The organism is Streptomyces sp. NPDC048734 (assembly GCF_043198675.1).
In the GTDB taxonomy this organism is placed as follows: domain Bacteria; phylum Actinomycetota; class Actinomycetes; order Streptomycetales; family Streptomycetaceae; genus Streptomyces.
On sequence record NZ_JBICUZ010000002.1, the window covers coordinates 409,983 to 427,385 of the forward strand.

General features: G+C 72.9%; 17 protein-coding genes. 6 read left to right on the forward strand and 11 right to left on the reverse strand.

Annotation, left to right across the window (positions count from 1 at the left end; all coding sequences use genetic code 11):
* Positions 1 to 57: 57 nt before the first annotated feature.
* The 4 genes from ACGFQC_RS07065 to ACGFQC_RS07080 all read right to left on the reverse strand — a co-directional run bounded on the left by ACGFQC_RS07065 (position 58) and on the right by ACGFQC_RS07080 (position 4,226).
* Positions 58 to 741, reverse strand: coding sequence for an ABC transporter ATP-binding protein (locus ACGFQC_RS07065; protein ID WP_363092908.1), 684 nt, complete (start codon positions 739 to 741; stop codon positions 58 to 60).
* A 37-nt stretch (positions 742 to 778) separates the two neighbouring features.
* Entirely contained in the window at positions 779 to 2,230 is a 1,452-nt protein-coding gene (locus ACGFQC_RS07070; protein WP_363092909.1) for an ABC transporter permease, read from the reverse strand.
* 136 nt (positions 2,231 to 2,366) lie between these two features.
* Entirely contained in the window at positions 2,367 to 3,614 is a 1,248-nt protein-coding gene (locus ACGFQC_RS07075; RefSeq protein WP_363092910.1) for an Ig-like domain-containing protein, read from the reverse strand.
* Between the two features lie 234 nt (positions 3,615 to 3,848).
* Positions 3,849 to 4,226: a hypothetical protein gene (locus tag ACGFQC_RS07080; RefSeq protein WP_363092911.1), complete on the reverse strand. Its 378-nt coding sequence runs from the start codon at positions 4,224 to 4,226 to the stop codon at positions 3,849 to 3,851.
* A 109-nt stretch (positions 4,227 to 4,335) separates the two neighbouring features.
* On the opposite strand from ACGFQC_RS07080, the gene ACGFQC_RS07085 reads away from it, so the two are divergent.
* Complete coding sequence (locus ACGFQC_RS07085) at positions 4,336 to 4,683, forward strand: LAETG motif-containing sortase-dependent surface protein (RefSeq protein ID WP_363092912.1); 348 nt, start codon at positions 4,336 to 4,338, stop codon at positions 4,681 to 4,683.
* 42 nt (positions 4,684 to 4,725) lie between these two features.
* Positions 4,726 to 5,523: a hypothetical protein gene (locus ACGFQC_RS07090; RefSeq protein WP_363092913.1), complete on the forward strand. Its 798-nt coding sequence runs from the start codon at positions 4,726 to 4,728 to the stop codon at positions 5,521 to 5,523.
* A 63-nt stretch (positions 5,524 to 5,586) separates the two neighbouring features.
* On the opposite strand, the gene hutH is transcribed toward ACGFQC_RS07090, so the two are convergent.
* The 5 genes from hutH to ACGFQC_RS07115 all read right to left on the reverse strand — a co-directional run bounded on the left by hutH (position 5,587) and on the right by ACGFQC_RS07115 (position 12,689).
* A complete protein-coding gene (gene hutH / locus ACGFQC_RS07095; RefSeq protein ID WP_363092922.1) occupies positions 5,587 to 7,125 on the reverse strand; it encodes a histidine ammonia-lyase in 1,539 nt (512 codons plus the stop codon).
* A gap of 142 nt (positions 7,126 to 7,267) precedes the next feature.
* A complete protein-coding gene (locus tag ACGFQC_RS07100; protein ID WP_363092914.1) occupies positions 7,268 to 8,410 on the reverse strand; it encodes a GGDEF domain-containing protein in 1,143 nt (380 codons plus the stop codon).
* An 82-nt stretch (positions 8,411 to 8,492) separates the two neighbouring features.
* The gene (locus ACGFQC_RS07105) at positions 8,493 to 9,293 is read right to left on the reverse strand and encodes an enoyl-CoA hydratase-related protein (RefSeq protein WP_363092915.1); all 801 of its coding nucleotides are present in this window, start codon (positions 9,291 to 9,293) and stop codon (positions 8,493 to 8,495) included.
* 1,187 nt (positions 9,294 to 10,480) lie between these two features.
* On the reverse strand, positions 10,481 to 11,608 hold the full coding sequence (locus ACGFQC_RS07110) for an adenylate/guanylate cyclase domain-containing protein (RefSeq protein ID WP_363092916.1): 1,128 nt from the start codon (positions 11,606 to 11,608) through the stop codon (positions 10,481 to 10,483).
* Between the two features lie 190 nt (positions 11,609 to 11,798).
* Entirely contained in the window at positions 11,799 to 12,689 is an 891-nt protein-coding gene (locus ACGFQC_RS07115; protein WP_363092917.1) for a biotin--[acetyl-CoA-carboxylase] ligase, read from the reverse strand.
* 110 nt (positions 12,690 to 12,799) lie between these two features.
* On the opposite strand from ACGFQC_RS07115, the gene ACGFQC_RS07120 reads away from it, so the two are divergent.
* Both ACGFQC_RS07120 and ACGFQC_RS07125 read left to right on the forward strand, forming a co-directional pair.
* A complete protein-coding gene (locus tag ACGFQC_RS07120; RefSeq protein ID WP_363092918.1) occupies positions 12,800 to 14,392 on the forward strand; it encodes an acyl-CoA carboxylase subunit beta in 1,593 nt (530 codons plus the stop codon).
* A gap of 9 nt (positions 14,393 to 14,401) precedes the next feature.
* Positions 14,402 to 14,608 carry an acyl-CoA carboxylase epsilon subunit gene (locus tag ACGFQC_RS07125; RefSeq protein WP_363092919.1) on the forward strand — a complete coding sequence of 69 codons (207 nt, stop codon included), beginning with the start codon at positions 14,402 to 14,404 and terminating at the stop codon, positions 14,606 to 14,608.
* Positions 14,609 to 14,858: 250 nt separating this feature from the next.
* Here the strand turns inward: ACGFQC_RS07125 and ACGFQC_RS07130 are convergent, their stop codons facing one another.
* Complete coding sequence (locus ACGFQC_RS07130; RefSeq protein WP_363091326.1) at positions 14,859 to 15,989, reverse strand: SGNH/GDSL hydrolase family protein; 1,131 nt, start codon at positions 15,987 to 15,989, stop codon at positions 14,859 to 14,861.
* 116 nt (positions 15,990 to 16,105) lie between these two features.
* On the opposite strand from ACGFQC_RS07130, the gene mmpB reads away from it, so the two are divergent.
* Together mmpB and ACGFQC_RS07140 are read left to right on the forward strand one after the other, a co-directional pair.
* Positions 16,106 to 16,234, forward strand: a complete 129-nt coding sequence (mmpB, locus tag ACGFQC_RS07135) for a morphogenic membrane protein MmpB (protein WP_393287977.1) — start codon at positions 16,106 to 16,108, stop codon at positions 16,232 to 16,234.
* A gap of 40 nt (positions 16,235 to 16,274) precedes the next feature.
* Positions 16,275 to 16,895, forward strand: a complete 621-nt coding sequence (locus ACGFQC_RS07140; RefSeq protein WP_363091325.1) for a nucleoside triphosphate pyrophosphatase — start codon at positions 16,275 to 16,277, stop codon at positions 16,893 to 16,895.
* Here the strand turns inward: ACGFQC_RS07140 and ACGFQC_RS07145 are convergent.
* Positions 16,864 to 17,352, reverse strand: coding sequence for a hypothetical protein (locus ACGFQC_RS07145; protein WP_363091324.1), 489 nt, complete (start codon positions 17,350 to 17,352; stop codon positions 16,864 to 16,866). The two genes, ACGFQC_RS07140 and ACGFQC_RS07145, sit on opposite strands and share 32 nt — an antisense overlap.
* Positions 17,353 to 17,403 lie beyond the last annotated feature (51 nt).

Genomic DNA, 17,403 nt, shown 5'->3' on the forward strand with positions numbered 1-17,403 from the left:
GCCGTTCGCTCGGCGTGTCGTGTCGCGTCGCGCCGTGTCGTGGGACGCCGTACCGCGTCAGGAGACGGCGTTCTCCTTGACGGTGATCTTCCCCTTGCGGATGGTGGCCACGCGCGGGGCCTTCTTCGCGATGGTGGAGTCGTGGGTGACCATGATGAAGGTCAGGCCGTGCTCCTTCCACATGGTGTGCAGTACGTCCATGATCTCGTCGCGCATGCCCTCGTCGAGGTTGCCGGTGGGCTCGTCGGCGAGCAGCACCTTGGGCTGCTTCACCAGCGCGCGGGCGATGGCGACGCGCTGCTGCTGGCCGCCGGACATCTCGCCGGGGAGGTGTCCGAGCCGCTCGCCGAGGCCGACGGACCTCAGGGCCTCGGCGGCCCGTTCGCGCCGCTCCCCGCCCTTCACGCCGAGGGGGACGAGGGCGGTCTCGACGTTCTCCTGCGCGGTGAGCGTGGGGATGAGGTTGAAGGCCTGGAAGACGAAGCCGATGTTCTCGCCGCGCACCTTCGTCAGCCTGGCCTCGGACAGTGCGGCCAGGTCGGTGCCGTCGAGGACGACCTCGCCCGCGCTGGGCCGGTCGAGCCCGCCGAGCATCTGCAGGAGGGTGGACTTGCCGCCTCCGGTGGGGCCCTGGATGACGAGCCGGTCGCCGTCCGGGATGGTCAGGTCGACCCCGTCGAGGGCGTGGACGGTGTCCTTGCCGCGGGTGTAGCGCTTGGTGACGCCTCTGAGTTCGTACATGGGGACAACAACTCCTGGGATGGGTGGGGTGGGTTGGCTACTCGACGCGTCGCAGCGCGTCGGCAGGCCGCAGCCGGGACGCCCGCCAGCCACCGAACGCCCCCGCGATCAGACCGCCGGCGACGGCGAGTCCGACCGCGACGGCCACCGTCGTGACGCTCACCGGCGCCGTCAGCGCCACGTCGAGGGTGCGGGCCGCGGCCTGCCGGCCCGGACCGCCGAAGCCGCCGCCACCGGGACCGCCCTGGCCGGCGCCGGCGGAGCCGCCCGTCTCGGCCTGGAGGGTGGGGCTGACGGCGGTCACGACGTAGGCGCCGCCGAGGCCCAGCGCGATGCCCAGGGCGCCGCCGAGGAGGCCGTTGACCATGGCCTCGCCGACGACCTGCCGGGTGACCCGGCCCGACTTCCAGCCGAGCGCCTTGAGCGTGCCGAACTCGCGCACGCGCCGGGACACCGCGGAGGAGGTGAGGAGTCCGGCGACCAGGAACGCGGCGACGAGGACCGCGACGGACAGCCACTTGCCGACGCCGGCGGCGAGCGAGGAGGCCGTGGAGAGGGAGCCGGAGACGGTGTCGGCGAGGTCCGCGGAGGTCGTCACCGTCGTGCCCGAGACGTTCTTCTGGATCGCGGACTTGACGCTGTCGATCTTCTGCGAGTCGGTCGCCCGGACGTAGACCGTGGTGACCTTGTCCTTGGCGTCGCCGATCGTCTGAGCCTGCGTCAGCGGGATGTAGACGTTGGCGGCGGAGTCCCCGCTGTCGGCGGTGGCGATGCCGATGACGTTGAACTCGACGCTCTTGATGGTGACCGTCGAACCGGCCTTGAGCTTCTTCTCCTTGGCGTAGGCCGAGTCCACGACGGCGACCTTCGCGTTCGCCTCGGTGGTCTTGAAGGTACGGCCGCTGGTGATCTCGGAGGAGGTCAGCGGGCCGAGCGCGGGCTCGGTGACGTCGGTTCCGTAGACGGAGTAGTTGTCGACGTCGAAGTCGGCGCCGCCGCCCTGGACCTCGCCCTGCGGCTGGCCGTCGCCGCCGCCGGGTCGGCCCTGCCCACCGGCCTCGCCCTGCTGGAACTGACCGCGGGTGAACTGGCCGTCGACCTTGATGACCGTCAGGCTCAGTCCGCCGACCGCGTCGGAGACGCCGCTCTGCCTGCCGACCTCGGTGACGGTGGCGGCCGACAGGGTCTGGAAGCCCTGGACCATGACGCGGTCGCTGCTCTGCTCGGTGTCGGAGTCGCCGTCCTGCGCGTCGAACCGGAACCGCGGGCGCTCGGAGGTGTCGGCGGCGGGCTCGGCGGCCTTGGTGACCGTCATGTCCGTGCCCAGGCCGTAGAGGGACTGGAGGACCTTGTCCTGGGCCTTGCCCATGCCGGCGGACACGGAGGTGACGACGATGACCAGCGCGATGCCCAGGGCCAGTCCGGAGGCGACGACGAGGGCCGCTTTTCTGCGGCGGCGCAGTTCGCGCCTCAGGTAGGTGAAGAACATGGCCGCAAGCTAGGTACGGGCCGTGATGAAGGCGTAAGGCTGCCATAAGAGAAGCATGAGAAGGCTGTGCCCGGCCCCGGAAACACCGGTGCCGCCCCTGGGGGGCGGCACCGGTGGACTGTGTGCGGGATGTGCGTCAGGCGGCCGAACCGGCCTTCCACTGCGCCCAGTCCATGTTCCAGCCGTTGAGGCCGTTGTCCGGCGAGACGGTCTTGTCGCCGGTGTTCTGGACGACGACCACGTCACCCACGATCGAGTTGTTGTAGAACCAGGCGGCCGGCGTGTTCGGGTCGTCGGCGCCCTTGGTGTCGGACAGGCCGACGCAGCCGTGGCTGGTGTTCACCGAGCCGAAGATGGACTTGGCGCCCCAGTAGTTGCCGTGCAGGAAGGTGCCGGAGCTGGTCAGACGCATGGCGTGCGGCACGTCCTTGATGTCGTACTCGCCCTTGCCGTCGTCGTCGGTGAAGCCGACCGTCGCGCCGTTCATCCGGGTCTCCTTGAACTTCTCGGAGATCACCATCTGGCCCTCGTACGTCTTGTTCTCGGGCGAGCCGGCCGAGATCGGGATGGTCCGCACGGTCTTTCCGTCCTGCGTGACCTTCATCTGCTTGGTCTTCGCGTCGACGTACGTGACCTGGTTGCGGCCGATCTTGAAGGTGACGGTCTTCTGCTGGACGCCGAAGACACCGTCGGCACCCTCGACCCCGTCGAGCGCGAGCTTCAGCGTGACGGTGGAGTTCTCCTGCCAGTACTCCTCGGGCCGGCAGTCCATGCGGGTGGTGCTGAACCAGTGGCAGGCGACTTCCTGACCGCTGGTGGTGTTGACCGTGACGCCCTTCTGGACGGCGGCCTTGTTGGTGATCTCCTTGTTGAAGTTGATGGAGACCGGCATGCCCACGCCGACGGTCGAGCCGTCCTCCGGCGTGAAGTTGCCTATGAAGCTGTTGTCGGGGGAGACCGTGGTGAAGGAGGCGTTCTCGTGGGCCTCCAGGCCCTTGGAGTCCTTCGCGGTCGCCGCCAGCTTGTAGGTGGTCGAGCGCTCCAGCTGTCCGCTGGGCTTCCAGCTGGTCTTGTCGGCGGACAGCTCACCCGCCACCGTGCTGCCGTCGGCCGCGGTCATCGTCACCTCGGTGAGCGTGCCCTTGCTCACGGTGACGGTCGCGGAGTTGTTGATGGAGGCGTTGTTCGAGCCGTCCGCAGGTGTGATCTTGATCTGGGCCTCGGAGGACTTCTGGGCCGCCGCCTCGTCGGCCTTGGCCTGTGAGGAGCCGCCTCCGCCGTCGGCCGCGTCACTGTCGCCGCTCGAGCACGCAGAGAGCACCAGAACACCACCGAGCAGTGCGGACGCGGTCATGAGACCCCTGCGCCGCCTACCGTCCGTCATCACACGCTTCTCCATCGTCGCCGATTCCCGGTAACCTCCGGGAGTCCCCGTCAAGACCTTTAACGCTACGACCGGTTCGTCCCGTTCCACATATGCCTGATGTGTGGGCCACACCACGTCCGCGGGCGCTCGGTCCCCCGGGGCCCCTGGTGCGGGTGTCGGTCGGCGCGTCACCTGAGACGACGAAACCCCGGGCGGCGGTTGCCCCCCGGGGTCACGAATTCCCCGAGACGCTCAGCCGATGCCGCCCGCGCGGCCGTCCTCCCCGGCGTCCGCCGCGCCGCCCCGGTCGTCATCATCCTCGTCGAGGTCCCAGTCCGGCGAATCGGGGTCGTACTCGACGGGCTCGGTGGACCAGGAGGCCTGCTGGAGTTCGACGCCGGGGATCTCACCGACCAGGTCGAACGGGTCCACGAGGCAGGCGAGGGCCTCGGCCGTGTCTTCCGTCACAGCACTCTCGGCCTGCGCGCGCTCACTCTCCGGAACCTCCGGGTCCGCGGCCTCCTCCGCAAGTCGCCGCAGCGCGGCCGCGGTCAGGGCGCCCTCGTCGTCGATCTCCAGGACGAGTTCAAGACGAAGGCGGACAAAATGGGATGTCTTTTCGGTAGTCATCCCCGGAGCGTACGGCTACCGGCGCCCACGGCTTTCCCGCGACCCGCGCCGTTCATTAGCATCGGTGCACACGGCCAATTCGCCAGCACCACAAGGGGATCGATATTCCGTGTCATCCGCTCGCCGTCCGTTGCTGACCGCCACCGCCGCGGGAACCCTGCTGGGTGCCCTGTGGTTCGTCCCGAACGCCCAGGCGACACAGGACGAGCCCACCAGAACGGCCGTGACGACGCAGGTCACCACCCAGGCGCGGGCCGCGTCCGCGGACATCACCGGTACCGCCCTCACCGCCGATGCCGCAGGCACGGCCGACACCTCCGCCGCTTCCGACGGCCCCCGCCTCGCCGACACCGGAAGCTTCGACACCACCCCGTACATCGCGGGCGGGACGACCCTGCTCGCCCTCGGCGCCGGTTTCGTGGTCTATTCCGTGCGCCGGGAACGTCTGGGTTTCTGAATTGATTTGACGCTTACTTGACCCGACCTTCATAGTCCGCTCATGAAGAGATCATCGGGGGCGCGGCTGTGCGCCACGGCCGCTGTCGGCGCACTGTCGCTCGCCCTCATCACGGGCTGTTCGGACGAGGGGTCGAAGAAGGACTCCAAGGGATCCTCGAAGGGTTCCGGCACCTCCTCGTCGGCGGCCCCGGCCGCGAAGGCGCTGACCTCGGCCGAGCTGGAGAAGCTGCTGCTCGCCCAGGGCGAGGTCGAGGGGTACAAGGTCGACGCGGCCGACGCCAGCCTGCCGGCGTCCAAGAGCGCGGCGAAGGTCGACAAGTCCGCGTGCGAGCCGCTCGTCTACGCCATGTCCGCCCTCCCGCCGGGTGACACGGACGCGAGCGCGCGGAACACCGTCACGGAGGACAAGTCCGCCCAGGGGAGCACCAAGTCGCCGGAGGACATCAGCGAGGCGGACATCGAGGACGCCTTCAACGTCACCGCCACGCTGGTCGGTCTCTCGTCCTACGAGGGTGACGGCGCCGAGAAGACCATGAAGGCCGTCACCGACGGCGTCACGGCCTGCTCCGGTGGGTTCGGCATGACGGCCGACGGCGAGACCCAGAAGGTCACCAAGGTCACTTCGGCCAAGGCCTCGGGGCTCGGCGAGGAGTCCGTGGCGTTCACCGCCGTCGCCGACATGGACGGCGACGGTACGGCCACCTTCCAGGTCGAGGTGGTGCGCAGCGGCAGCACGGTCGCCACGTTCTACGGGATCAACCTCGGTGCGCTGGCCAAGGGCGGGGAGTCCAAGGTCCCGGCCGCCGTCGCCCAGGCCCAGGTCGCCAAGCTCAAGTAACCGAGCACACCGGGGCCCCGCCGAAAGCGCGCACGCACGGCGGGGCCCCTTCCGTGTCGTCGGCTAGCGGAGCGGTCCCGTCACCGTCTCCACGGCCGCGACCAGCCGTCCGTCGCGCACGACGGCTTCGGCCGCGGCGAGGTCGGGGGCGAGGAAGCGGTCCGGTCCCGGGCCCTGGACTCCCGCCTCGCGTACGGCGGCGAGGACCGCGCGGGTCGCGGGCGCCGGCGTCAGCCCCTCGCGCAGCTCGACGGCGCGGGTGGCGGCGTACAGCTCGACGGCGATCACGCGCGTGAGGTTGTCGACGGCGGTGCGCAGCTTGCGGGCCGCCGACCAGCCCATGGAGACGTGGTCCTCCTGCATCGCGGAGGACGGGATGGAGTCGGCGGAGGCGGGCACCGCCAGCCGCTTCAGCTCACCGACCAGCGCGGCCTGCGTGTACTGGGCGATCATCAGGCCCGAGTCGACACCGGCGTCGTCGGCGAGGAAGGGCGGCAGGCCGTGGCTGCGGTTCTTGTCCAGCAGCCGGTCGGTGCGGCGCTCGGCGATCGACGCGAGGTCGGCGGCGGCGATGGCGAGGAAGTCGAGGACGTAGGCCACCGGGGCGCCGTGGAAGTTGCCGTTGGACTCGACGCGGCCGTCGGGGAGGACCACCGGATTGTCCACGGCGGAGGCCAGTTCGCGCTCGGCGACGAGGCGGGCGTGGGCCATGGTGTCCCGTCCGGCGCCGGCGACCTGCGGGGCGCAGCGCACGGAGTAGGCGTCCTGGACGCGGGGCGCGTCGTCCTGGTGGTGCCCGGTCAGCTCCGAACCGGCCAGCACGGCCAGCATGTTGGCGGCGGAGTCGCCCTGGCCGGGGTGCGGGCGGATGGCGTGCAGCTCGGGCGCTAGGACCCGGTCGGTGCCGAGGAGCGCCTCCAGCGTCAGGGCGGCCGTGACGTCGGCGGACTTGTAGAGGCGGTCCAGGTCGGCGAGGGCCATGATCAGCATGCCGAGCATGCCGTCGGTGCCGTTGAGGAGGGCCAGGCCCTCCTTCTCACGCAGTTCGACAGGGGCGATGCCGTGCTCGGCGAGCAGTTCGCCGGCGGGCCGTACGGTCCCGTCCGGGCCCTCGGCGTCCCCCTCGCCCATGAGGGTGAGGGCGCAGTGGGAGAGCGGGGCGAGGTCGCCCGAGCAGCCGAGGGAGCCGTACTCGTGGACGACCGGGGTGATGCCGGCGTTGAGGAGGTCGGCCATGGTCTGCGCGACCTCGGACCGTACGCCGGTGTGTCCGGAGCAGACGGTCTTCAGGCGCAGGAACATCAGGGCGCGGACGACCTCCCGCTCGACGCGCGGCCCCATGCCGGCGGCGTGCGAGCGGACGATGTTGCGCTGGAGCCGGGCGCGGAGTTCCGGACTGATGTGCCGGGTGGCGAGGGCGCCGAACCCGGTGGAGACGCCGTAGACGGGCTCGGGCTTGGCCGCCAGCGCCTCGACGATCTCGCGCGCCGCGGCGAGGGCCGCCACCGCCTGCTCGGAAAGCTCGACCCGGGCACCGTCGCGCGCCACGGCGAGCACGTCGGACGCGGTCACGCCGGCCGTTCCCACCACCACAGTTCCCACCACCACAGTGTGCATATCCATATTCAGGAGCGTACGCAGTGAAGATGAAGATGTCACCAGTGGGGACGGGCTCCGCCCCTTACCGGGGCGCCGCAGCCACTCGGCGACGCGTCTCGGCCGTTCACCGACGCGTCGCCGCCGCTCAGTGCCGCCCGCGGAAGCGCCGCCGCTCCCCGGCCGGCCCGTGCGGCGGCTCGTCGGCGAGGCGGACGACCGGGTCGTCGGGCCCCTGCCGCCCCGCGACGACCGGCCGGGCGGCCCGGACGGCCTTGGCACGGTACTGGGCCGCGTCCGCGAGCCGGAAGAGACGGCGGGCCGACCGCACCGGCCCGATCGGGTCCCCGGTGGAGGCGACCCCGCAGGCCACCCCCTCGCCCAGCTCCAACTCGGCCGCCCGGCGGCACAGTTCGTCGGCGACCTTCACCACGTCGTCGGCGGCCGGGCCGACGGCGAGCAGACAGAACTCGTCCCCGCCGAGCCGGGCGGCCAGCCCGCCGGGCAGCATGGCCCCGCACAGCGACAGCACGGACCCGAACCGTTCCAGGAGCCGGTCGCCGACGGCGTGCCCGCAGGTGTCGTTCACCCGCTTGAGCCCGTTGAGATCGCACACGACGAGACTCACCACGTCCCCGTGCGCCCGGTGCCGCTCCACCGCCTCCTCCAGGCGCACGTCGACGGCGCGGCGGTTGGCCAGGCCGGTCAGGGAGTCCGTGAAGGCGAGCCGGCGGGCCTCCTCCAGCCGCTCGGTCTGCGCGAGCCCGGCCGCGACCACGGCCGCCAGGACGGTCGCGAAGTCGGCGTCGCCGCGGTCGAAGACGGGGGTGCCGGAGGAGCGGGCCACATACAGCTCGCCCCACGCCCGGCCGTGCAGCACGATCGGCGCGACCACACAGGAGCCGCGCCCGCGCCGACGCAGGGCCGCAACACGCTGATGGCAGTACCCGGGGCGGCCGGCGGCCGGCCCCTGGGCCGTCTCCACCCAGGCGTCGGGCTCGCCGCCCGCCATCCAGCGCTCGTGCAGGAACTCGGTGATCTCCGGGAACCGGTGCACCGGATAGGCCTCGTGGTCCGGGAACTCGTCCTCGTCCGGCGCCCGGTCCCCCACGTTCACGAGGACGCGCAGCAGCCCGAGGTCGCGCTCCCAGACCGACAGCGCGGCGAAACCGCCGGCCAGCGCCCGGCAGGCGCCGAGCGCCGCCGCGCGCCACGACTCGCGGGGCGTGCGCGCCGCCGCCATCCCCTGCGCCAGCGCCACCACGGCCGCGAGGCGTCTGTCCTCACCCATCTCCCCAGGCTAGGGACATTTGATTACAAAGGGGACTCGGGGTCGGTGCCGGGAGTGACGGCCCCACCTCTCCCGGACCGGTTCACTCCCCCGGCCACTGCGGCTTCCGCTTCTCGTTGAAGGCCGCGACACCCTCGGCCCGGTCCCCCGAGAAGGCCACCGTCCGCCAGGCCGCGTCCTCCACCTCCAGCCCCGCCCGCAGGTCCAGCCCCTGCCCCAGCCGCAGGGCCCGCTTGGCCGCCCGCAGTCCCACCGGCGAGTTCGCCCCGATGCGCTCCCCCAGCGCCAGCGCCTCCTCCCGGTCGCGCCCCTCGTCCACCAGGACGTCCACCAGCCCCAGCTCCCGCGCCTCGGCGGCCTCGACCCGCCGCGCGGAGAAGATCAGCTCGGCCGCGCGGGCCGCGCCCACCCGGCGGGGCAGCAGCTGGGTCCCGCCGCCGCCCGGGATCACCCCGACCGACACCTCGGGCAGCCCCACCACGGCCGTCCGGTCGGCCACGATCACGTCGCAGGCCAGCGCCAGCTCGAAGCCGCCGCCCAGCGCGAACCCGTGCACCGCCGCGACCGTCGGCACGGGCAGCTCCAGCACACCGGTGTACGCGCCCCGCGCGACCGGCCGCTGCCGCACCAGCTCGGCGTCGGAGAAGGAGTTGCGCTCCTTGAGGTCGGCCCCGACACAGAAGGCCCGCTCGTGCGTCGAGGTGAGCACGACCACCCGTACGTCCCGGTCGTCGCCCAGTGCCGCACAGGCGGCCCCGACGGACCGGGCCATCTCGGTCGACACGGCGTTCATGGCCTTGGGCCGGTCCAGGGCCAGCTCCGCGACGTGTCCGTCCCCGTGCCGCCGCACCAGCACGAACTCCCCGAACCGTTCCTCACTCATGACACCCTCCGGGTTAACGCGGGTTAACAAACCTGGCTCGCCCGATCATCGCAGCCGCGCCGCGCCGGGAAAAGACCCGGCCGCGTCCCGCCCGTATCGCACACGCCCCGCCCACCCGTTCGAGTGACATCCCGCCCGACTCCACCCGCACCGCCCAAGGGAACGCATAACGTGCGTCCGCCACGGCGCAGAGGGGGCGCGACGACATCGGGAAGGGCACGCGATGACGACCACACCGGTGAGGACCCGGACCAGAAGCGCGAGAGCGGACTGTGCCGAGGAGGCCACGGGGGCGGCGGCGACCCGCCTCGGGCCGGCCCGCCGCACCCGCGGGCGGCATCGCCGGCCCCGGCCCCGGAGGGCGCTGTTCGCCGCGGGCGGGTTCGCGCTGGCGGTGGGGGCCCTGAGCCTTCTGCGGCCGGGCTCGGACTCCGGCGTGGACACCGCCGAGGCCGGACCCCGGCTCCGGCCCACCGCGGACACCGGACCGGAGACGGCCACGGGCCATCCGGCCGACGCGACCGACACGGCGTCCCCGGCCCCCGAGTCGACGCCCACCACTCCCGTCCCGATGGACGGCACCCCCGCCTCCCCCGCGGCCGCCGCCATCTCCCCGACCTCCGCGGTCAGCGCCCCCAGCGGCCCCTACGGCCCGCGCACGACGCCACCGGCCGGGGCACGCCCGCGCACAGCGGCGCCCACGGCCTCCCGGAGCGCGGCTCCCCGGCCGCCCCGCGATTCCGGGCCTTCCGGGCCCGCGGCGCCCGGCCCGGCCACCGTCCCGGCGCCTCCCGGGCCGACAGGCGGTCCCGGACTCTGCCTGCCGGTCGTCGGACTCTGCGTGGACACGCCGGCCGACCCGGCGGACTGAACCGAGAAGCAGGACCCGGAGCCGGCCCCGCGGTCGTACCGGAGACACGGGACCCGGAGCCGGTCCGGCGGTCGTACCGGAGACACGGGACCCGGAGCCGGTCCGGCGGTCGTACCGGAGACACGGGACCCGGCACTCCCACCTCCGGACGGGTGCCGCCAGCGGCGCCGTCCTCGGTCGCCGGCTCCCGACGTCCGGTCGCGTTCACGCGAGGGCCCCGCCGCGCAGCCGGACGTACCGGGCCCCGCCCGCCCGGACCGAAGGGCGCCGCCGGTCCCCCGGACCCGATCCGCCGCCCCGATCCGCCGGACCGGCCCTACGCGCCGCCGCCGTTGCGCCGCGTGAGCAGCCAGGGCTCGACCACGCCGAGCCCGCGCACGGGCCGCTGCCACATCGGCTGGAGCGCGAACCGGTACCCGGGCGGCTCCTCGCCCTCCTTCTCCGCGGCGGCCGCGGCCTCGGCGGCCTCCGCCTCCGAGGCGGGCGCGTCACCGGTGCGGACCAGTTCCTCGGCGAAGGCGCTGTCCACGAGCACGGCGTCCCGGGGCGCTATCGACGTCAGCCGGGAGGCCAGGTTGACGGTCGTGCCGAAGACATCGCCCATCCGGGTGGTCACCGTGCCGAAGGCCATGCCGACCCGCAGCTCGGGCATCGTCGGGTCGTTGCTCATCGTCTCGACGAGCAGCAGCGCGATGTCGGCGGCGACGCCGGCGTCGTCGGCCGCGTACAGCACCTCGTCGCCGAGGGTCTTGATCAGCCGTCCGCCGCGGGCCGCGACCAGGTCGGCGGCGGTGGTCTCGAAGGCCTCGACCAGTTCGCCGAGCTCCTCCTCCTCCATGCGGCGGGTCAGCCGCGTGAAGCCGACGAGGTCGGCGAAGCCGACCGCGAGCCGGCGGTCGACCATCTCCTCGTCGTCCGCGGCCTGCACGACCCGCCCCGCCGAGGCGGCGAGCTGCCGGCGCCACACGTAGACGAGGAACTCCTCCAGTTCGGGCAGCAGCAGCTCGACGATCGGGTACGTCACCTCGGTGCGGGTCATCCCCGGCTCGGGCGGCTCGGTCAGCCCCTCCAGGAAGGAATCGATCTGCCACTCCGCCAACCGGGCGGTGGTCTGCCCGGTGGACCGCGCGACCTGCACCGCCATGGCCTCGCTCAGCAGCCCCGCCTCGACCAGACCGGCGAGGCGGCGCAGGGCCAGTACGTCGGCCTCGGTGAGCGCCTTGGCCTGCCCGATGTCGGCGAAGCCCATGGCCCGCCAGAAGCGGGAGGCCAGCTCCATGGAGACACCGGCGCTGCGGGCCGCCTGGAAGGGGGTGTAGCGGCGCTCGGCGCCGAGGATGAGCTGCTCGAGGCGCAGGGCGAGAGGGTCGTCACCGGGGTCGGCGGCCGGCACGTCAACCCGGCCGTCCGCGCCCTCGTCGGAGCCCGTGTCGTCGACGGTCACGCCTGCTGCCCTTCCGATCTATCGCGGTCAGGTTTCGACCGGCCCCAACTCTACGGCAGGTGTGCGCCAGCTCACTCCGTTCGGAGAAGCGGCCCGTTCCGCTCCCGGCCGCCCCGCCGGCCGGCGATCAGCCGTGCCGACGCCGCCGCGGGCCGACACGCCCGGGCCGCCCGGGCCGCCCGGGCCCGGCTCACGCCGGCCGCAGGTGCACGATGTCGCCCGCGCCCACCGGCTCGCGCACCCCCTCCTCCGTGGCGATGACCAGCCGCCCGTCCCCGTCCACGGCCACGGCCTCCCCCACCGTCGAGCGCTCCCCGGGCAGCTCCGCCCGCACGGTCCGCCCCAGCGTCGCGCACCCCGCCGCGTACGCCTCCTGGAGCCCGGACAGGGACGGGTCCCCGCCGGCCGACCGCCACCGCCCGTACCACTCCTCCAGCGAACGCAGCACGGCCCGCAGCAGCGGATCGCGGTCCGTGCTCACCGCCCCGGCCAGCACCAGCGACCCCGCCTGCGGCACCGGCAGCTCCTCCGCACGCAGGGTGACGTTGATGCCGACGCCCACCACGACCCCGTCCGCCCCGGCCCGCTCCGCCAGGATCCCCCCGGCCTTGCGCTCCTGGCCGCCGACGGTCACCAGAAGGTCGTTGGGCCACTTCAGCGCCGTGTCGACGCCCGCCGCCCGGGACAGGCCGGTGGCGACCGCGACGCCGGTCAGCAGCGGCAGCCAGCCCCACCGCGCCACCGGCACCTCGGCCGGCCGCAGCAGCACGGAGAAGAACAGCCCCGACCGCGGGGGCGCCGTCCAGCGCCGGTCCAGCCGCCCCCGGCCGGAGGTCTGCTCCTCCGCCACCAGGACGGTGCCCTCGTCGGCCTTCCCGGCGGCGGCGAGCGCGACCAGGTCGGAGTTGGTGGACCCGGTGCGGGGCACGATGTCGACCGCCGTCCACAGCCCGCCCTCGCGGAGGAGTCCTCGTCGCAGCGCGACGGCGTTGAGGGGCGGGCGGTCCAGATCGGACCACCGGCTGCCGTGTCCTGAATTTCCTGGGGTTCCGGGTCTTCCTGCTGCATCTCGCGGCGTCATGCAAGCCACCCTAGGTGTGGTAAATGCCGCACTGCCGATCGGTGGGGCCGCCACTACCCTACGAATGAGTAACCGTCCCCCCTTTTGAGCAGGCAGGGAGCCGCATCCCGATGTCCGAGTCGGAAGAGATCGACATCCACACGACCGCGGGAAAGCTCGCGGATCTCCAGCGCCGCGTCACGGAGGCGACGCACGCCGGCTCCGCACGCGCCGTCGAGAAGCAGCACGCCAAGGGCAAACTGACGGCCCGTGAGCGCATCGAACTCCTCCTCGACGAGGATTCGTTCGTAGAACTGGACGAGTTCGCCCGGCACCGCTCCACCAACTTCGGCCTGGAGAACAACCGCCCGTACGGGGACGGTGTCGTCACCGGGTATGGCACCGTCGACGGCCGGCCCGTCGCCGTGTTCTCGCAGGACTTCACCGTCTTCGGCGGTGCTCTCGGCGAGGTCTACGGCCAGAAGATCGTCAAGGTCATGGACTTCGCGCTGAAGACCGGCTGCCCGGTCATCGGCATCAACGACTCCGGCGGCGCCCGCATCCAGGAGGGCGTGGCCTCGCTGGGGGCGTACGGCGAGATCTTCCGCCGCAACACCCATGCGTCCGGGGTGATCCCGCAGATCAGCCTGGTCGTCGGGCCGTGCGCGGGCGGCGCGGTCTACTCGCCCGCGATCACCGACTTCACCGTCATGGTCGACCAGACCTCGCACATGTTCATCACCGGTCCGGACGTCATCAAGACGGTCACCGGCGAGGACGTCGGCTTCGAGGAACTGGGCGGCGCGCGCACCCACAACTCCACGTCGGGTGTGGCCCACCACATGGCGGGCGACGAGAAGGACGCCATCGAGTACGTCAAGCAGCTGCTGTCGTACCTGCCGTCGAACAACCTCTCCGAGGCCCCGGCGTTCCCGGAGGAGGCGGACCTCGCCGTCACCGACGAGGACCTGGAGCTGGACGCGCTCGTCCCGGACAGCGCCAACCAGCCGTACGACATGCACACGGTGATCGAACACGTCCTGGACGACGCCGAGTTCTTCGAGACGCAGCCGCTGTACGCGCCGAACATCCTGACCGGCTTCGGCCGGGTGGAGGGCCGTCCGGTCGGCATCGTCGCCAACCAGCCGATGCAGTTCGCGGGCTGTCTGGACATCAAGGCCTCCGAGAAGGCGGCCCGGTTCGTGCGCACCTGCGACGCGTTCAACGTCCCGGTCGTCACCTTCGTGGACGTGCCCGGCTTCCTGCCCGGCGTGGACCAGGAGCACGACGGCATCATCCGCCGCGGCGCCAAGCTGATCTACGCCTACGCGGAGGCGACCGTCCCGCTGATCACGGTCATCACCCGCAAGGCCTTCGGCGGGGCGTACGACGTCATGGGCTCCAAGCACCTGGGCGCCGACCTCAACCTGGCCTGGCCGACCGCCCAGATCGCGGTGATGGGCGCGCAGGGCGCGGTCAACATCCTGCACCGCCGCACGATCGCCGAGGCGGAGTCCGCGGGAGACCTCGAGGCGACCCGCGCCCGGCTGGTCCAGGAGTACGAGGACGCGCTCCTCAACCCCTACATCGCCGCCGAACGCGGTTACGTCGACGCGGTGGTCATGCCGTCGGACACCCGCCGGCACATCGTGCGGGGCCTGCGTCAACTGCGCACGAAGCGGGAATCCTTCCCTCCGAAGAAGCACGGCAACATCCCCCTGTGAGGAGCCTTCGTGATCAAGGTCGTACGGGGCAATCCGACCCCGGAGGAGCTGGCCGCCGCACTGGCGGTGGTGCGCGCCCGCGCCGCGGCGGCGACGGCCGAGCCGTCCGGCGCGCAGGACGCCGGGGACGCCTGGTCGGACCCCTCCCGCATCGCGGCCCGCCGCCTGCCCCGGCCGGGCCCGGCCGCCTGGGGCCGCACGTACTGGCCGGGCTAGGGCGTGTCTGGCAATTCGTGTCGGATCAGCGCGCGGCGTCCGGTGCTGGGGGCACCTCCCACGCCGTTCGGGCAGTGGGGGAGGATCGCAAGGCGGAGGATCGCCCGTGTACCGGATGTACTCGGGTGATCCGACAACGCGGCGCGGGGGTGCCCCCGGCCGAAGGCCGGGGGAGTGCCGTGCCAGGCGTCGCGCGCCCGACGGGAATCGTCAGACACGCCCTAGCCGGGCCGGTCCGGCCGCCCGCCCCTCACAGACGGGCGGCCACGGCTTCGGCCATCACCGCGTATCCCGCGTCGCCCGGGTGCAGGTGGTCGCCGGAGTCGTAGGCGGGGTGCAGCCGGTCCGGGTCCGCCGGGTCGGCCAGGGCCCGGCGCAGGTCCACGACCGCGTCGTAGGCGCCGGAGCCGCGCACCCACGCGTCCACCTCGCGGCTCACCCCGGCCGCGTGCCCGCCCCAGTGGTCCGAGCCCCCGAACGGCAGCAGGGTCGACCCGATCACCCGCAGGCCCCGCCCGCGCGCCTGCCGTATCAGCTCCCGGTGCCCCGCGATCAACTCGTCCGCCTCCACCACGGGGGCGGGCTTGTACGTGGGCTGCTCGTCCGTCTCGCCGAAGCCGACGTCGTTGAGGCCGAGGAGCACCACGAGGGTGTCCACGCCCGGCTGGTCCAGCACGTCGCGGCGCAGCCGGTGCAGGGCCTTCTCGCCGTACCAGGCGGAGTCGTTGAGCAGCAGGTTCCCGCCGATCCCGGCGTTGAGGACGGGGCGTCCGGTACGCCGGGCCAGCTGGTCGGACCAGCGCCGGTCGGCGCCGGGTGTCGAGCCGAAGCCGTCGGTGAGGGAGTCGCCGAGGAGGGCGATGCCGTCCGCCCGGCCCGCGTCGGTCTCGACGGCGGTGAGGAAGTACCAGGACTCGCTCCTCGCGTCGAAGCGCTCCCCGCCCACGTCCGCCGTGAGGTCGCCCTCGCCGCGGTGGCTGGTGGTGAAGGCCTGCGCGTGGAAGGTGGCGGGGCCGGTGACCGCGTCGAAGTGCAGGGTCAGCGTCAGCGCCTGTCCGGGGGCCACGGCGAGGGGGGCCGGGTCGCTGAGCAGGTGGCCCCGGGCCGGGATCGCCGCGGGCCCCGCGCCCCCGAAGGTGAGGCGGGTGACGGAGCCCGGCTCGACGGCGGCGGCCGCGGCCGTGCGGGCCACCGTGGCGGCGGCGATCCTGACCGGGGAGGTGCCGTAGGCGTTCGACAGCCGGACGCGCACCCGGTCGCCGCCCGCCGTCAGCCGGACGGTCTGGCGCACGGACTGGCGCCAGAAGCCCTCGCGGGACCAGTTGGGGGTGAAGCCCTCGCTGGGGAGCTGGGGCGGGGCGGTCCAAGCGGTGGTGAACACGGGCGTGTCCTCTCGTCGGCCGACACGGTGAGGCCTTAATGAAACCACAGTCCCGTTTAGAGGAGTTGAGTATGCGTACTCAGGCGGCCGCCACCGCGTCGTCGCAGGCTGGACGCATGCTGTGGTCCGACCCCGAGAACGAACCGCCCGAGGAGCTGCGCGACACGCAGGAGATGCTGCGGCGGCTCGGGGTCCTCATGGCGCTGGCCATGGTGCTCGCGATGATCGTCATCGGCCTCGGATGACCGGGGTGAACGCGGCGCGGCGCGCCGATACCCTGGCCGCATGACCGATCAGCCGCGCCGCCGTCTCGTGCTCGCCTCCCAGTCCCCCGCCCGGCTGGGCCTGCTGCGCCAGGCGGGCCTCGACCCCGAGGTGATCGTCAGCGGGGTCGACGAGGACGCCGTGACCGCCCCGAACCCCGCCGAACTGGCACTCGCCCTCGCCGAGGCCAAGGCCTCCGTCGTGGCCGCGAAGCCCGAGGTCCGGGGCGCCCTGGTGATCGGCTGCGACTCGGTCCTCGACCTGGACGGCGAGGCCCTCGGCAAGCCCGCGGACGCCGAGGAGGCCACCGCCCGCTGGAAGTCCATGCGCGGCCGCGTGGGCACGCTGCAGACCGGCCACTGCGTCTACGACACCGTCACCGGGCGCTACACCTCCGCCGTCGCCTCCACCGTCGTCCGCTTCGGCGAGCCCACGGACGAGGAGATCGCCGCGTACGTCGCCTCCGGCGAACCCCTCCACGTCGCCGGGGCGTTCACCCTGGACGGCCGCTCGGCGCCGTTCATCGACGGCATCGACGGCGACCACGGCAACGTGATCGGCATCAGCCTGCCGCTCGTACGCCGGCTGCTGACACAACTGGGCGTGGGCATCACGGAGTTGTGGGCGCCGGCGGACCGCTGACCGGGGCCGGCCCCTGGCCCTTCGGCCCCTCGTCCCGGGGCCCGGCGGCGGGCGCGGCGGGCCCATCGTGGCGGTCGTACGTCATCAGCAGCAGCACGATGAGCGCGAGCACGACGACCATGGACAGGAAGGCGGGCCACCCCACCAGCCCCCACGCGGCGGCGGCCAGCAGCCCGTGCACCACCGCGGCGCTGATCAGCAGGACGCGGCCGAAACCGGCCGGCGGCCGGTCGCGGACCGCCACCAGCAGGGCGACCAGCCCGCAGAAGGCGAAGTAGAGACCGAAGACGATCCCGCCGGCCTTCGACGACGTCGACATCACGTCCGGGTCCAGGCCCGCCAGGGACATGTCCTGACGGTCGACGACGATCCCGAGGAACCAGTTCAGCGCGGCGACGCCGAGTGCCTCCACGACGAGCACGACCGCCACGACGACTGCCACCGGTCTGCGCACCACCGGCCCCACCCACTTTCGACCCGGCCCGTACGGGCTCCCTAGTTACCCCGA

Coding starts and splice junctions, on each gene's coding strand:
- ACGFQC_RS07120 (WP_363092918.1), top strand. CDS start 12,800: ATGTCCGAGTCGGAAGAGATCGACATCCACACGACCGCGGGAAAGCTC.
- ACGFQC_RS07115 (WP_363092917.1), bottom strand. CDS start 12,689: ATGACGCCGCGAGATGCAGCAGGAAGACCCGGAACCCCAGGAAATTCA.
- ACGFQC_RS07100 (WP_363092914.1), bottom strand. CDS start 8,410: ATGGGTGAGGACAGACGCCTCGCGGCCGTGGTGGCGCTGGCGCAGGGG.
- ACGFQC_RS07070 (WP_363092909.1), bottom strand. CDS start 2,230: ATGTTCTTCACCTACCTGAGGCGCGAACTGCGCCGCCGCAGAAAAGCG.
- ACGFQC_RS07080 (WP_363092911.1), bottom strand. CDS start 4,226: ATGACTACCGAAAAGACATCCCATTTTGTCCGCCTTCGTCTTGAACTC.
- ACGFQC_RS07065 (WP_363092908.1), bottom strand. CDS start 741: ATGTACGAACTCAGAGGCGTCACCAAGCGCTACACCCGCGGCAAGGAC.
- ACGFQC_RS07090 (WP_363092913.1), top strand. CDS start 4,726: ATGAAGAGATCATCGGGGGCGCGGCTGTGCGCCACGGCCGCTGTCGGC.
- ACGFQC_RS07140 (WP_363091325.1), top strand. CDS start 16,275: ATGACCGATCAGCCGCGCCGCCGTCTCGTGCTCGCCTCCCAGTCCCCC.
- mmpB (WP_393287977.1), top strand. CDS start 16,106: ATGCTGTGGTCCGACCCCGAGAACGAACCGCCCGAGGAGCTGCGCGAC.
- ACGFQC_RS07105 (WP_363092915.1), bottom strand. CDS start 9,293: ATGAGTGAGGAACGGTTCGGGGAGTTCGTGCTGGTGCGGCGGCACGGG.
- ACGFQC_RS07075 (WP_363092910.1), bottom strand. CDS start 3,614: ATGACGGACGGTAGGCGGCGCAGGGGTCTCATGACCGCGTCCGCACTG.